Source organism: Salegentibacter profundi (assembly GCF_054121475.1).
In genome coordinates, this window is sequence record NZ_JBSYGG010000001.1 from 292,489 (window position 1) to 307,489 (window position 15,001).

At 40.4% G+C, this 15,001-nt stretch carries 9 protein-coding genes; all 9 read right to left on the reverse strand.

What is annotated here, in order from left to right:
* Nucleotides 1–3 precede the first annotated feature (3 nt).
* On the reverse strand, nt 4–1,026 hold the full coding sequence (gene ruvB / locus ACW6NC_RS01435; RefSeq protein ID WP_457863302.1) for a Holliday junction branch migration DNA helicase RuvB: 1,023 nt from the start codon (nt 1,024–1,026) through the stop codon (nt 4–6).
* A gap of 101 nt (nt 1,027–1,127) precedes the next feature.
* Nucleotides 1,128–4,346, reverse strand: coding sequence for a WD40/YVTN/BNR-like repeat-containing protein (locus ACW6NC_RS01440; RefSeq protein ID WP_457863304.1), 3,219 nt, complete (start codon nt 4,344–4,346; stop codon nt 1,128–1,130).
* Nucleotides 4,347–4,505: 159 nt separating this feature from the next.
* Nucleotides 4,506–6,326 (reverse strand): cytochrome c oxidase subunit I, encoded by a 1,821-nt coding sequence (locus ACW6NC_RS01445; RefSeq protein WP_457863306.1) that lies wholly within the window; start codon nt 6,324–6,326, stop codon nt 4,506–4,508.
* Between the two features lie 27 nt (nt 6,327–6,353).
* A complete protein-coding gene (locus ACW6NC_RS01450; protein WP_457863307.1) occupies nt 6,354–7,415 on the reverse strand; it encodes a cytochrome c oxidase subunit II in 1,062 nt (353 codons plus the stop codon).
* A gap of 33 nt (nt 7,416–7,448) precedes the next feature.
* Nucleotides 7,449–8,810: a quinol:cytochrome C oxidoreductase gene (locus tag ACW6NC_RS01455; RefSeq protein ID WP_457863308.1), complete on the reverse strand. Its 1,362-nt coding sequence runs from the start codon at nt 8,808–8,810 to the stop codon at nt 7,449–7,451.
* Nucleotides 8,811–8,836: 26 nt separating this feature from the next.
* Nucleotides 8,837–9,517: a c-type cytochrome gene (locus ACW6NC_RS01460; protein WP_457863310.1), complete on the reverse strand. Its 681-nt coding sequence runs from the start codon at nt 9,515–9,517 to the stop codon at nt 8,837–8,839.
* Between the two features lie 5 nt (nt 9,518–9,522).
* Nucleotides 9,523–10,050, reverse strand: coding sequence for a DUF3341 domain-containing protein (locus ACW6NC_RS01465; RefSeq protein ID WP_457863312.1), 528 nt, complete (start codon nt 10,048–10,050; stop codon nt 9,523–9,525).
* Nucleotides 10,051–10,055: 5 nt separating this feature from the next.
* On the reverse strand, nt 10,056–11,864 hold the full coding sequence (nrfD, locus tag ACW6NC_RS01470; RefSeq protein ID WP_457863314.1) for an NrfD/PsrC family molybdoenzyme membrane anchor subunit: 1,809 nt from the start codon (nt 11,862–11,864) through the stop codon (nt 10,056–10,058).
* Between the two features lie 37 nt (nt 11,865–11,901).
* Nucleotides 11,902–14,973: a TAT-variant-translocated molybdopterin oxidoreductase gene (locus tag ACW6NC_RS01475; RefSeq protein ID WP_457863316.1), complete on the reverse strand. Its 3,072-nt coding sequence runs from the start codon at nt 14,971–14,973 to the stop codon at nt 11,902–11,904.
* Between the last annotated feature and the right edge of the window lie 28 nt (nt 14,974–15,001).

Below are 15,001 nucleotides of genomic sequence, written 5' to 3' on the forward strand. Positions count from 1 at the left end.
TATTTAAAATAAATCTCCTTGACTATGACCTTTAGTCCTGCCCAGGTGTCTGTAGGCAGCTTCTGTAACCTCCCGCCCACGGGGAGTTCTATAAATGAAGCCCTGCTGAATTAGAAAAGGCTCATATACCTCCTCAATGGTTTCTGCGCTTTCGCTAACCGCAGTTGCAAGTGTGGTAATGCCCACTGGCCCCCCTTTAAATTTATCTATAATAGTTTCCAGTATCTTATTATCCATTTCATCAAGGCCGTGCACATCTACATTAAGTGCTTTGAGACCGTATTTGGCAATTTTTATATCTATTTTTCCTGTCCCTTTAATCTGGGCGAAATCACGTACCCTCCTCAACAAGGCATTACCGATTCGAGGAGTACCCCGACTTCTTCCGGCAATCTCTATTGCAGCGTCAAGACTTATTGGAACCTTAAGAATTTCGGCACTCCGTTGAACGATATCTGAAAGCAACTCTGTGGTGTAATACTGGAGTCGGCTGGAAATTCCAAATCTGGCACGCATAGGCGCTGTAAGAAGTCCCGAACGGGTAGTGGCCCCAACAAGGGTAAAAGGATTTAAATTTATCTGAACAGTTCTAGCATTCGGTCCAGTTTCAATCATAATGTCAATCCGGTAATCTTCCATAGCCGAATAAAGATATTCTTCAACTACCGGACTAAGACGGTGTATTTCATCAATAAAAAGGATATCTCTTTCGTCCAGGTTCGTAAGTAGTCCTGCAAGATCTCCCGGTTTGTCCAATACAGGGCCTGAGGTTACCTTAATTCCGACACTAAGTTCATTGGCAAGAATATGAGCCAGTGTAGTTTTACCTAATCCCGGTGGACCATGAAAAAGCGTATGATCCAAAGCTTCCCCTCTTAGGTTTGCAGCTTCAACAAAAACCTTAAGGTTTTCCAATACCTGGTCCTGACCGGCGAAATCATCAAATTCAAGTGGCCGAAGGGCCCTTTCTATATCAATTTCTTCGGGAGAAAAATTTTCTCCACTTGGATCCAGGTTCTCATTCATAATTCACAATAGGACTTTGGACAAAGATAAAGAAAAGGAAATAAGGAGGAATATTGAACTTTGGGAAAAGGAGAAACACTTCTAAAGGGGAATTCCTTTACTTATTTACTCAACTCAAATAATTCTACCTCTTTAAAAGGAGAAATCTCTATCTTCTCCATCTTCAACCTATATTCTGGCCATTTAGTTTCAAAAAATAAGTTTACTTTTTCTAAGGCCTCTCGTAAATCATTTTCAGCATGAGCCATTAAAGTATTTTCAGTAGAGGTCAGGCCATCTGGCCGACTCCTTACATAATATCTGGCCTGATTTAATCTTGAATGAACTGTCATTTCGCGGCTTCTAACAATACCCTGTCTTTCATCTTCTTCTCCCAGGAATAGGGCAATTTTATTCTCAATAGTGTCGACAATTGTCTGGGAAATCTTAATTTCGTTTTTATATTTTAATGAATCTTCCTTTTTTAGCTTTTCCTTGAACGTACTCGCAGTATTCTTACTTTGAACGAGTTGTTTTACGGCATCAGCTGCCACCTGCGACATTTCTTCAATTTCCTTCTCGGTATCATAAAGCTCAGAAATAGCTTTTTCGGAAATATTCAATCGAGGATCCATTTCTACGTTTATTTCCGCTTCTGATTCAAGTATTCCATATTTCATTACCACTCGATAGGTGCCCGGTCTTACAGCAACTCCACCAGGCTCCTCCTTTGAATCAATAATCTTTCGCGTAGGAGACTCAGCACCTTTCTCATCCATAGCCCAAGAAATGGTATAAACGCCTACAGAATCAGGTGCTTCTCTTTTCAGGGTTCGAATCAACCTTGCACCATCGTAAATATTCAGGCTTAAAGTATCCCATTCTGAAGCTTTTTCACGCTTTTGTTCCTCTTTAGTTTTTTCTTCTGAATGATCTTCTATCACCGCTTTTTTTGGCCTTATAAAATAGGAGATTCTTGCACTTTTACCACGGTTTTCACCGCTATAAATAGCATCAGCTGGAAATCGGCTTCCAGAGGGTTGCTGGTTAGCGGCAAGGTAAGCAGTGGGAGTTGGAAAAACTTTAAGTCTTGGTTCATCTACCTTAACCTTGGTGATTATAGCTTTGTCTTTAGCTATTTCCCGCAGAGGTCTGATATCATCAAGAATCCAAAACGACCTTCCGAAGGTTCCTATTATAAGATCATTTTCCCTTGGATGAATAACCATATCTTTCACCGGTACCGTTGGAAAACCATTGGTCCATTTCTCCCACTGGTCCCCGGCATCAACGGAAACATACAGTCCATCATCCGTACCTAAGAATAGGAGATTCTCTTCTTTTGGGTCCTCAACGATAGATAGTGCAAAACTGAGGACATCTTCTTTATCAACGATACGGTCCCAACTTTCCCCGTAGTTACGCGTGCGATAAACATAAGGGGTATAATCATCCCTTCTATAATTATTAGCAACCAAAAGAGCTTCACCCTTCTTTTTATTGGAAGCCTTAATTTGGGCGATCCAGCTTCCTTCGGGCAAACCTCTTAAATTGCCGGAAACATCAACCCAGTTTTTACCTGCGTTTCGGGTATAGTAAACTTTACCATCATCAGATCCTGTCCAAAGCATATCCTTTTCTATTGGGGAGGGCTCAATAACCAAAAGAGTAGTATGATTCTCAGCGCCGGTGGCATCAATTGTTAAACCCCCACTTTCCATCTGTTTTTGTTTTTGAGGATCATTTGTAGTAAGATCAGGTGAGATCACCTCCCAGGTGAGCCCCTTGTCGGATGACTTATGAACAAACTGACTACCAAAATAAAGCGTATTACTATCAAAAGGGTCGATATGAATAGCTGCATTCCAATTATACCGAAGTTCTACATCCGGATCCGGATGAGTAGGTTTAACTACATAATTATTTCCTGTTTGAGAATCATACCTTGCAACATTACCTTGTTGGCTCATGGACCAGCCATAGCGGCTATTGTCAGGATCGGGGACTACATCAAAACCATCTCCAAAGGAAATTTCTTGCCAATAAGAATTCCTGATTCCCTGGGATTTCCAGACATAGGCAGGTCCTTTCCAGCTCCCGTTATCCTGCATACCTCCATACACATTATAAGGGGTTTCATTATCTACAGCAACATGGTAAAATTGACCAACGGGAATATTTTCTACGAATTGCCAAGTTTGGCCACCATCCCGGGTAATATTTAATCCTCCATCATTTCCGTCAATCATAAAGTTGGGATTTTCTGGGTGGATATACCAGGCATGATGATCCGGATGTATTCCGTTATTGGCACCGTAAGAAGGCATTAGTTCCTCGAAGCTATGTCCACCGTCCTGAGATACATTTACAAAAGTAAAAATACTATAAACACGGTTTTCATTATTGGGCGCAACATATATTTCTGCGTAATAAAAAGGCCGGTTACCAATCTCCCCCATATCATCGTTGACTAAGTCCCAGGTTTCTCCTCCATCTTCAGAACGGTATAATCCATTCTTTTTTGATTCGACATAAGCATAGACCACCTGAGGTTTTCCAGGAGCTATGGCTAGACCAATACGGCCAAGTTCTCCTTCGGGCAAACCATTTTTTTCGGTTATCTCCTCCCACGATTCCCCTCCGTTATAAGTGACATATAATCCTGAACCAGCCCCTCCCGACTTAAAGAACCACGGCTCCCTTTTATGTTCCCAAATAGCAGCAAAAAGTTTATTTGGGTTTTCCGGATCCATAACGAGTTCAGCTACTCCAGAGTTTTGATTGGTATAAAGTATTTTTTTCCATGTCTGTCCACCGTCGGTTGTTTTATAGACGCCGCGTTCAGTATGCTCTCCCCAAGGTGAACCGATAGCACCAGCATATACGGTATTTGGATTGACTGGATCTATGACCACACGATGAATATGCCGGGTATTCTCAAGTCCCATTCTCTCCCATGATTTACCTCCATCAAGAGATTTATATATACCTGCGCCACCATTTAGACTGTTCCTCGGGTTACCTTCACCTGTACCTACCCATACAATAGAAGGATTGGATTGCTGAATGGCAATAGCTCCAATTGAGGCGGTCTCTTCATCTTCAAACACAGGTTCCCACTTCACTCCGCCTGATGTTGATTTCCATAATCCTCCAGAGGCTGAACCAGCGTAAATTATATCAGGATTAGCAGTTACAGCATCAATAGCGGTAATCCTCCCGCTCATCCCTGCTGGACCAATATTTCTTGGCTCCATATTTTGGACCAAAGACATATCGAGTTTTTGGCCAATAACAAAAAAAGGGGAAATCAAAAAAATGAAGAGCAGCTTTTTATTCATGTTAACGATTTGATGGGTTATTCCCAAAAATGCTAAAAGATTACAAAATAAACAAATGGGAAGACCTTGAAATTTAAAGATACAGATATATTAAACCAACAACCTCCGGAGGTCATCCGGAGGTTATTAAAATAGTCACTCAAAAAAGCTATAAAATTTTTAGTGATTTAATTCTTCCTCATTTTCCTGCAGTGGTACATCCTGAGGCACAAAATCCTGTCCCTTTATCACATATTCTCCGTCTTCATTGGTCTTACTGTAATCATAAGGCCAGCGATAGACGGATGGAATCTCTCCAGGCCAGTTTCCATGAATGTGTTCCACTGGAGTAGTCCATTCCAGTGTAGTAGCGTTCCATGGGTTCTGAGTTGCTTTTCTTCCATTGAAAATTGAAGCAAAGAAGTTCCATAAGAAGACTACCTGGACAGCTGCAGTGATAAGTGCGAAAACAGTGATGATAACATTTACGTCTGCAAGATCATCAAAATAAGGGAAGGCCGTGTTAGTATAATAACGTCTTGGCAATCCGGCAAGTCCAATAAAGTGCATAGGAAAGAAAACTCCATAAGCACCCACTGCGGTCACCCAAAAGTGTACGTACCCGAGGTTTTTATTCATCATACGACCAAACATCTTAGGGAACCAGTGATAAACACCGGCAAGAAGCCCATAGATAGCCGAAATACCCATTACGAGGTGGAAGTGTGCTATTACGAAATAAGTATCGTGTACGTTAATATCCAGGGTTGAATCCCCAAGGATTATACCTGTTAAACCACCGGTGATAAAGGTAGAAACAAAACCTATGGAAAACAGCATGGCAGGGTTCATCTGCAAATTACCTTTCCATAAAGTAGTAATCCAGTTGAAAGCTTTTACAGCGGAAGGGATAGCAATAAGCAATGTAGTAAAGGTAAAAACTGAGCCAAGGAATGGATTCATTCCAGAAACAAACATATGGTGACCCCATACAATCGTTGAAAGAAATGCAATTGCCAGAATTGAAGCAACCATTGCACGGTATCCAAAAATAGGTTTACGTGCGTTGGTAGCCATAACTTCAGAAACAATACCCATTGCTGGTAAAATTACAATATAGACTTCGGGATGACCAAGGAACCAAAAAAGGTGTTCAAACAATACAGGAGACCCCCCCTGATGACTTAAAACCTCTCCTGAAATATAGATATCGCTAAGAAAGAAGGAAGTTCCAAAACTACGATCCATGATAAGCAACAGGGCTGCCGATAATAAAACCGGAAAGGATACTACTCCAATAATAGCAGTTACAAAAAATGCCCAAATAGTAAGGGGGAGCCTGGTCATAGACATTCCCTTAGTTCGAAGATTTAGTACAGTTACGATATAGTTCAAAGACCCCAGCAATGAGGAGGCAATAAAGATAGCTAGAGAAACAAGCCAAAGTGTCATTCCCAGCCCTGATCCACCAATTGCCTGCGGCAAGGCACTTAAGGGCGGATAAATAGTCCAACCTGCATTTGCCGGACCTGATTCAATAAAAAGGGATGACAACATAATTACCGAAGACAGGAAGAATAACCAGTAGGAAAGCATATTAAGAAATCCTGAGGCCATATCACGAGCACCAATTTGCAGCGGAATAAGTAAATTACTGAAAGTACCACTTAAGCCCGCGGTTAACACAAAAAATACCATAATAGTACCATGAATAGTAACCAGGGCCAAATATATAGAGGGTGTCATTACTCCGTCAGGTGCCCATTTACCTAAGAGCGCTTCAAAAATAGCGAAGGACTCCTCTGGCCAGGCCAGCTGCATACGGAATAAAACAGACATCATAATTCCCACGATCCCCATTATAATACCTGTAATGAGGTATTGTTTGGAAATCATTTTATGATCTGTACTAAAGATGTATTTAGTAATGAAGGTTTGTTTATGATGATGTCCATGATCATCGTGGTGATCCTGAGCCGGTGCTGTTGCTAATGCTGACATATCTTAAAGTATATTCTTTTAATATTGTTAATTTTCCATGAATTCCCCGAAAGTAGACTGCTCGCTCAACCACGCGTTGTACTCCTCTTCAGTTTCCACAATTATCTTCATTTGCATATTGTAGTGAGCTTCTCCACAGATCTTATTACAGGCAATAAAATAATCGAATTCGTAAGGATCGAGTGGCATTTCACCTTCGGCCCTAAGTTTTTCGCTATTCTCTTTCCGAATTTCATTTATGGTTTGAACTTTATCTACCATATACTCGCTTTCTCTCATTTCCTCGGAGGTAATTGTAGGAGTAAATCCAAATTGAGTGACCATTCCTGGAACCACATTCATCTGTGCCCGGAAGTGTGGGAAATAGGCAGAATGTAGAACATCCTGAGATCTAAATTTAAAAAGAACTGGTTTATTTACCGGAAGATGCAATTCCGTGGTAATCTTGTCGTCCTGTCCATATGGATCACTTTCGTCAAGACCTACATTATTTCTTCCTTCAATAAACCTAACATTGGCTTTACCAAGCGTATTGTCGTTTCCAGCATAACGTGCCTGCCAACTGAATTGTTTTGCGTAGATTTCAATGACAATAGGATCACTATCCTCATCGATGTTCATGATATCTGACCAGGTAAATAGGCCGTAGATAATTAAACCTGCAAGGGTGATGACGGGGATGATGGTCCAGATAAACTCCAGCTTATCATTATCAGCGAAAAACAAGGCTTTATTCCCTTTTTTCCCTTGATATTTGTACGCGAACCAATGCAGCAACGCCTGGGTCAACACCTGAACTATCATAATAATAGCAATGGAAATAAACATCAGGGTATCCACCTGACTACCATGATCTGATGCAGCCTCGGGAAGATATAATTTACTCCATTTCCAAAAGCTATAGGCCATACCGACATACAGGAAAATCATAAACCACAGCATATATTTTGCTTGCTGACGGTTGTCGTTATCATTGGCAATTTGCGTTGAATCTGCACCCGGGCCTTTGGAAAGCTCAAAAATCTTCGATAATTGCCATCCAGTTACGGCAAGTAGGGCAAGTACAATTATTACTAAGAATACGGTCATTTTATAATTTCTTCTTTAAACTAAAAATCTTTATTAATAATGGAAATGTTCACTTTCTTTGATGAACGGATTTCTTTTGGCCAACAACGGAGCTTTGGTTAGAGCGTTGAAAACCACAAAAATAAACATTCCTGCAAATAATAAAACTGCACTTATTTCAGGAAGTCCAATAAACCATGATTCACCTACTGTGGAAGGCATTATCATTACGAATACATTTAGGTAATGTCCAACCAGAATAACAATTCCTGTTAAAACCACAAACCAGTTCACACGTTTATAGTCGCTATTCATTAGCATTAATAACGGGAATATAAAATTAAGAGCAACCATTCCGAAAAACGGCAGTGAATAATTTTCAATTCGGCTTATAAAATATACAACTTCCTCAGGGATATTAGAATACCAGATCAGCATAAATTGAGAGAACCAAAGGTAGGTCCAGAATATACTTATACCGAACATAAACTTGGCAAGATCATGTATATGACTATCATTTACAAAAGGAAGATAACCTCTGGATTTTAAATAAATACTAATTAAGGCAATTACGGTGATTCCAGAAACGAACAGGCTCGCAAATACATACCATCCGAATAGAGTACTAAACCAGTGAGGATCAAGACTCATTATCCAGTCCCAAGACATCATTGATTCCGAAACTATGAAGAATACCAGGAAGCCTGCAGCAAGTTTAAAATTCTTTTTAAAATAATAATTATCGGTTGCCTCATCAAGCCTTCGTGAGTTCCTAACAAGGAAATGTCTGAAGATAAACCATCCTCCAAGATAAATTGCTGCCCTTATTAAGAAAAAAGGTACATTAAGATAACTTGATTTATTTCTTATTATAGCATCATGTTCAACGACCTCCGGATCCATCCAAATAAATAGGTGGTTCAAATGCATTCCAGAAAGTACAAGTAGTACAAACAATATTATTCCACCAGGAACTAAATAGGCGGTAATAGCTTCCATGACTCTAAATAGAACAGGAGACCAACCGGCCTGGGCTGCATACTGGACCGCATAAAAAGCTAAAACCCCTAAAGAGATCATAAAGAAAAAGAAAGCCGCCACATAGAGTGCAGCCCATGGTTTGTTTTGTAATTGATGTAAGGTATGTTCCAGATGTTCATCATCATGAGCTGCCTGGCCATTTTCACCATTTGACGTAGTCTCCCCTTCCAATAACATATCGTGTTCTGCTTTAGCAAAATCAGCTTCTACCAGCTTGCTTTCTGCCGGTTCAGCATGGTGTTCTTCCGCTGCCAACATCTCCCTGACATCTTCAAGGTTTGAGGGTGCCTGAAGAAATCCTATAACGAGACCTATGGCACCAACAATTACAAAAATAATTGCTGTTAACTTTAATTTACTGGATAGCGTGTACATATTTATAGATCTAAATGCTTTATTTCTTAATTTTTGCTTTCATCTTCTGTAAGAACAGTCCCTTCTCCAACATTTTCCTGGGCTGCCTTAACATCCGGGTCATCGGGGCTTACCGTTGGCCCAACTTCATCATATTCCCTTTCCGGATTTCCCTCCAACTGATCCTTAAGGTTCATTACGTAATGAGTGATCTGCCATCGCTCTTTTTCATCCGTTTGAGAAGCATACGATCCCATAGAATTAAGACCATGGTAGATAACGTGGTACACACTACCTTCAGTAATTGCTCTACCCACATCATCATAAGAAGGAACTCCAAGAATTTTTTCCCTTTCAGCTAGAATGCCTTGACCATCCCCTGAATCACCATGACAAACTGCACAATAAATGGTATATAATTCTTTCCCTTCAGTAAGATTTTCTTCTGTATAAGGCAAAGGGTTTTTAAGCTCTGTTTTAGCTAGATCACTCCCCTCGGGAGTATTGTCATATTCATAAGGTTTCCACCCACGAGCTACGGTGCCTTCGACTGGTTCCATAGCAGATTGGCCAGCTGGAAAAATTCCGTACTCGCCATAAGATTCATATCCTACTGACTCGTACATATCTGGCATAAACTGGTAGTTTGGTCGATCACTATCGGCACAGGATGTGACGAAGCCGCCCAGAATAAACAATACTATAGATTTATGGAAAAAACTTCTCATTTTGTCTATTTATTATCAATTATTTTTATTTCTGATGCCCCGGTTTTATATAGAAAATCCGAAAGATCATCAACATTCAGATTACCTGCATTTACCTCCATAAGAAACTTGTCATCAGTAGTTCGTATATCTGGATTTTCAGCACTCTTAAAGGGCCATAATTTACTTCTCATGTAAAAAGTAATAACCATAAGGTGAGCCGCAAAAAACACCGTTAATTCAAACATGATAGGCACAAATGCGGGCATATTCTGAAGAAAGCTAAAACTAGGTTTTCCTCCAATATCCTGAGGCCAGTCCTCTATCATTATAAAGTCCATCATTAAAATAGAAACAACAAGGCCTACTACACCGTAAAGAAATGAAGTTATTGCCAATCGAGTTGGTGCAAGCCCCATAGCTTTATCCAAACCGTGAACCGGAAATGGTGTATATATTTCACCAATATGATAACGGGCTTCACGAACCTGCTTTACTGCTAGTAAAAGCACATCGTCGTCATTATAAATAGCGTGTATAACTTTTGATGCCATCTTAATTACTTATTTTTTAGTTTACCTGCCTGTGCAACCCAGTCTTCTCTTTGAGCAGTATTAGGGAAGTTTTCTATTACTTCATCCAGCAGTTCGAAATCGTCCTGAGTTAAATTACTAACCTGTACATAGGTATAAATTCCAACCTGATGCAGACGTTGTTCAAGAAGAGGTCCAACGCTTTTTAATTTCTGTAAATCGTCAGCATTTTGGTTATCCGGATTAAAAGTTCCAATTCTTTCCAGCATAGCATCAATCCTGTCTCTAACAACCTCCGAAACAACAAGACCATCTACATTAACGGTTTCATTATGAGTATCATCATCTCCTGTTACGTCATAATCCTCTGTATCCTGCAATTTTTTATGCACCCCTTCTTCAGTATTAGAAACGGGTTCTCTTACAATTGGGTCATAATGTTTCACATCATCTCCGTGTTCTGCTCTTAGGTTCTTATATTTCTCACCAGATGATTTTAATATTGTTTTTACTTCAGCCTGTGCAATAACTGGGAAGGAACGAGCATAAAGTAAGAATAACACAAAGAAGAAACCTATAGTTCCTATAAAAATACCTATATCAACAAAGGTCGGAGAAAACATTGTCCAGGAAGAAGGAAGGTAATCACGGTGAAGCGAGGTTACAATTATAACAAATCGCTCAAACCACATACCTATATTCACCACTATGGAAATAAAGAAAGAGAACATAATACTGGTTCTTAGCTTCTTAAACCACATAAACTGGGGGGAGAACACATTACAAGTCATCATAGCCCAGTAAGCCCAGGCATAAGGCCCGGTTGCCCTGTTCAAAAATGCGTACTGCTCATATTCTACACCGGAATACCATGCAATAACCAACTCGGTAATATAGGCGACACCTACAATTGAACCGGTGATCATAATCACGATATTCATTAATTCAATATGCTGAATGGTAATATAATTCTCTAGGTTCGAAACCTTCCTCATAATTATAAGCAAGGTATTTACCATAGCAAATCCAGAGAAAATAGCACCCGCAACAAAATAAGGAGGAAAGATCGTGGTGTGCCAACCAGGAATCACCGAGGTAGCAAAGTCAAAAGATACAATAGTATGTACTGAAAGTACCAGAGGAGTTGCCAATCCGGCAAGCACTAGTGATACTTCTTCAAAACGCTGCCAGTCCTTAGCGCGGCCACTCCAACCGAAACTTAAAATTCCGTAGATTTTTTTATTAAAAGGTGTGATCGCCCGATCACGGATCATCGCAAAATCGGGAAGCAAACCAGTCCACCAGAAAACAAGAGATACCGATAAATAAGTTGAAATAGCAAATACATCCCAAAGCAATGGTGAATTAAAATTCACCCACAAAGACCCGAACTGGTTAGGAATTGGGAGCACCCAGTAAGCAAGCCAAGGTCGGCCCATGTGTATTAAAGGGAATAATCCAGCCTGCATTACAGAAAAAATAGTCATGGCCTCTGCAGAGCGGTTAATGGCCATCCTCCATTTTTGACGGAAAAGCAAAAGTACCGCTGAAATAAGTGTTCCGGCGTGACCAATTCCTACCCACCATACAAAGTTGGTGATATCCCAGGCCCAACCTACGGTTTTATTAAGACCCCAGGTTCCAATTCCTGTAGCAATAGTATAGATAATACTACCCACACCCCAAAGAAAGGCGACAAGTGCAATAGAAAATACAATCCACCAGGTTTTATTAGCCCTTCCTTCAACCGGAGCGGCAACATCCACAGTAACATCGTGGTAGCTCTTATCCCCGGTAACTAAAGGCTTTCGTATAGGTGCTTCGTAATGAGACATATCCTTTTAAAATTGATTTCTTTAATAGTTGATTTTATTAAGCTTCTGTGGTATTTCTGATTTTTGTCTGGTACATCACATTTGGCTTTGTACCTACATATTCCAACAAGTGATACATCCTGTCATCCTCCTTCAATTCCCTAATCACAGCTCCATCATTATTTATATCACCAAAAGTGATTGCTCCTTTATCACAAGCAGCTGAACAGGCTGTATAGAATTCTCCATCCTCGATTTCCCGTCCATCACGTTTAGCATCCAAGATAGTTTTCTGGGTTATTTGAATACACATAGAACATTTTTCCATAACCCCTCTTGAACGTACCGTAACATCAGGATTAAGCACCATACGACCTAAGTCGTTGTTCATATTATAATCAAATTCATCATTTTGAGCATAGTTAAACCAATTGAAACGACGCACTTTATAAGGACAGTTGTTAGCACAGTACCGGGTCCCTACACATCGGTTATAGATCATTTGGTTTTGTCCCTGACGACCGTGGGATGTTGCTGCTACAGGACAAACCGTTTCGCATGGTGCGTGGTTACAATGCTGACACATAACGGGCTGGAATACCACCTGAGGATTATCTGAAGGCTCCTCCATTTCTTTAAATTCTGAAAGGGAACTCCCCAGACCGGAAATATTATTTTTCTTTTCAAGGTCATCTCGGAAATTATCTTCAGAAGAATAATAACGGTCAATTCTTAACCAGTGCATATCACGTGATCTCCTTACTTCGCTTTTACCAACAACCGGAACGTTGTTTTCAGCGTGACAAGCAATCACACAAGCCCCACATCCAGTACAAGCATTAAGGTCAATCGACAGGTTAAAATGATGTCCTACACTTCTGTCATAGCCTTCCCACATATCAACTTCCGGAGAGGTTACAGGTTTTTCAATATGGTCCAGAGATACCTCTGGCACCTTATTCCAGACATGAACATCTTTTGTATTAAAGATTTCAAGAGTTGTTTCCTTAATGATATCTCCTCTCCCCATTAAGGTATTATGTAACTGAACAGAAGCAAATTCGTGCATACCAGAAGCCTTTTCAAGGCTAACACGCTGCACAGATTTGAAATCTTTATAAAGAGGATAGGCATTTACTCCTACTTGCATTTCTTCCTGTATGGCTTCCTTTTTACCATACCCAAGAGCTAAGCCAACAGAACCTTTTGCCTGTCCTGGCTGAATCATTACCGGAACATTTTTAACTATGGTATCATCTAATTTGATATGGACGTAACTACCATTTAAGGCACCATTAGAAACATGCTCGTTCACAAGACCAAGTTCTTCAGCATCAGCTTTGGAAACCATAAGATAATTATCCCAACTAGCCCGTGTAATTGGATCAGGCAATTCCTGTAACCAAGGATTATTGGCTTGCTGACCATCTCCAAGGGCAGTATTTGTAAAAAGACTAAGCTCTAGATCATTATTATCTTCAGCATTTTCAAGATTTCTTGCAGCTGAAGACAGATCAACATCTGTTCCTTCAGGGTTTTCAACAGAAACAGGGGATGAAGCTTTAAAGACTCCATCATGCAATGCATCATTCCAGGATTTATCTCCAAAACCATTTGCCCAGGTTTCCTTCAAATATTCATAATAAGATTGATTATTATCACTCCATTTTAAAAGACAATCCTGAAATTGACGAGTATCAAATAAAGGCTTAATGGTAGGCTGCATTAGGCTAAATTCCTGCTCGGTATATTGAACGTCCCCCCAGCTTTCCAGATAGTGTGGAACCGCAGCAACATACTTGGAAAGTACAGCAGTTTCATCGGGCTTCAGACTGAAGGAGAGGGTAACTGGTGTATTGCTTAAAGCAGCAACAAATTCCTTTGCATCAGGTAAGCTATAGGCCGGGTTAACACCAGCCATAAGAAGTGCTCCTACCTTTCCGCTATTCATATTTTCGACAAGCTCTTTTACGGCCTGGGCATTCCCTTGGCGAATCATTCTCGGGTTGGCCGTATCCATAACCTTACTTCCTAGAGCCTCATTAATTGCAAGTACCAGGGCCTGCGCATCGTCATCAGGTATACCCGAAACCACGACTGCACCACTTCCTGCATTTCTTAATTGGCTTGCAGCCTTCACCACGGCATCATCTACCGCGCCGGAAAGTTTACTTGTAGAGGAGCCTCCAGCAATGTATCCGTATAAGGCAGCCAGAATGGCTTTTTGTTGTGACGGTTTTACCGGTACACGCTTATCGGCATTGGCTCCAGACAAAGTCATATTGGATTCAAATTGAATATGACGGGACATCTCACCATTTTTCGGAATACGTCCTTTAGCATAAGCAGCATCATAACCACCACCCTGCCAGTCACCAAGAAAATCAGCGCCTACAGAAACAATGGTTTCAGCTTTGGAAAAATCATAATTTGGTAAAGCACGCTTTCCGTATTTAGCTTGAAATGCATTAAGAGCGGCATCTTCAGATACCGTATCATAAATTACGTGGCGTACATTAGGATACTTTGAGGAAAACTCCTCAATAAGTTTAGTGGTTGAAGGACTAGCAAAGGTTTGTGTTAACAATACAATCTCACCACTTACCTTTTCCAAGTCAGCTCTAACTTCCCTGTCAAATTCCTCCCAAGAAACATTTCTTCCCTCTATCATTGGACGCTTAACGCGCTTGGTATCATATAACGAAAGTACAGAAGCATGAACCCGGGCATTAGCACCGCTTTTTGCTACTGATAGATCATTATTCTCTATTTTAATAGGCCGTCCCTCACGGGTTTTAACTAATACGCTGGCAAAATCAAAACCATCAGCGATAGTAGAGGCGTAATAGTTCGCCACTCCAGGCACGATACGCTCGGGTTGTACCACATAAGGAATAGATTTAACCACAGGCCCTTCACAAGCAGCCAATGAAGCAGCTGCCGTACTAAACCCAACATATTTAAGAAAGTCCCTACGTGAAGTCTTTGAGCTTTCAAGAGAATTTTTATCTCCTAAAAATTCATCAACAGGAATTTCTTCTGTAAATTCTTTTTGTTGGAGCGTCTCAACAACAGAGCTATTTTCATTTAGCTCTTCAACACTTTTCCAGTATTTTTTGTTTGATGACATATATATCTAGATATTAACTTAGAATTTG

What these genes read in the sequence shown, in the direction of transcription:
- ACW6NC_RS01450 (WP_457863307.1), bottom strand. Translation starts at nt 7,415, where the DNA reads ATGACCGTATTCTTAGTAATAATTGTACTTGCCCTACTTGCCGTAACT.
- ACW6NC_RS01465 (WP_457863312.1), bottom strand. Translation starts at nt 10,050, where the DNA reads ATGGCATCAAAAGTTATACACGCTATTTATAATGACGACGATGTGCTT.
- nrfD (WP_457863314.1), bottom strand. Translation starts at nt 11,864, where the DNA reads ATGTCTCATTACGAAGCACCTATACGAAAGCCTTTAGTTACCGGGGAT.
- ACW6NC_RS01460 (WP_457863310.1), bottom strand. Translation starts at nt 9,517, where the DNA reads ATGAGAAGTTTTTTCCATAAATCTATAGTATTGTTTATTCTGGGCGGC.
- ACW6NC_RS01455 (WP_457863308.1), bottom strand. Translation starts at nt 8,810, where the DNA reads ATGTACACGCTATCCAGTAAATTAAAGTTAACAGCAATTATTTTTGTA.
- ACW6NC_RS01440 (WP_457863304.1), bottom strand. Translation starts at nt 4,346, where the DNA reads ATGAATAAAAAGCTGCTCTTCATTTTTTTGATTTCCCCTTTTTTTGTT.
- ruvB (WP_457863302.1), bottom strand. Translation starts at nt 1,026, where the DNA reads ATGAATGAGAACCTGGATCCAAGTGGAGAAAATTTTTCTCCCGAAGAA.
- ACW6NC_RS01475 (WP_457863316.1), bottom strand. Translation starts at nt 14,973, where the DNA reads ATGTCATCAAACAAAAAATACTGGAAAAGTGTTGAAGAGCTAAATGAA.
- ACW6NC_RS01445 (WP_457863306.1), bottom strand. Translation starts at nt 6,326, where the DNA reads ATGTCAGCATTAGCAACAGCACCGGCTCAGGATCACCACGATGATCAT.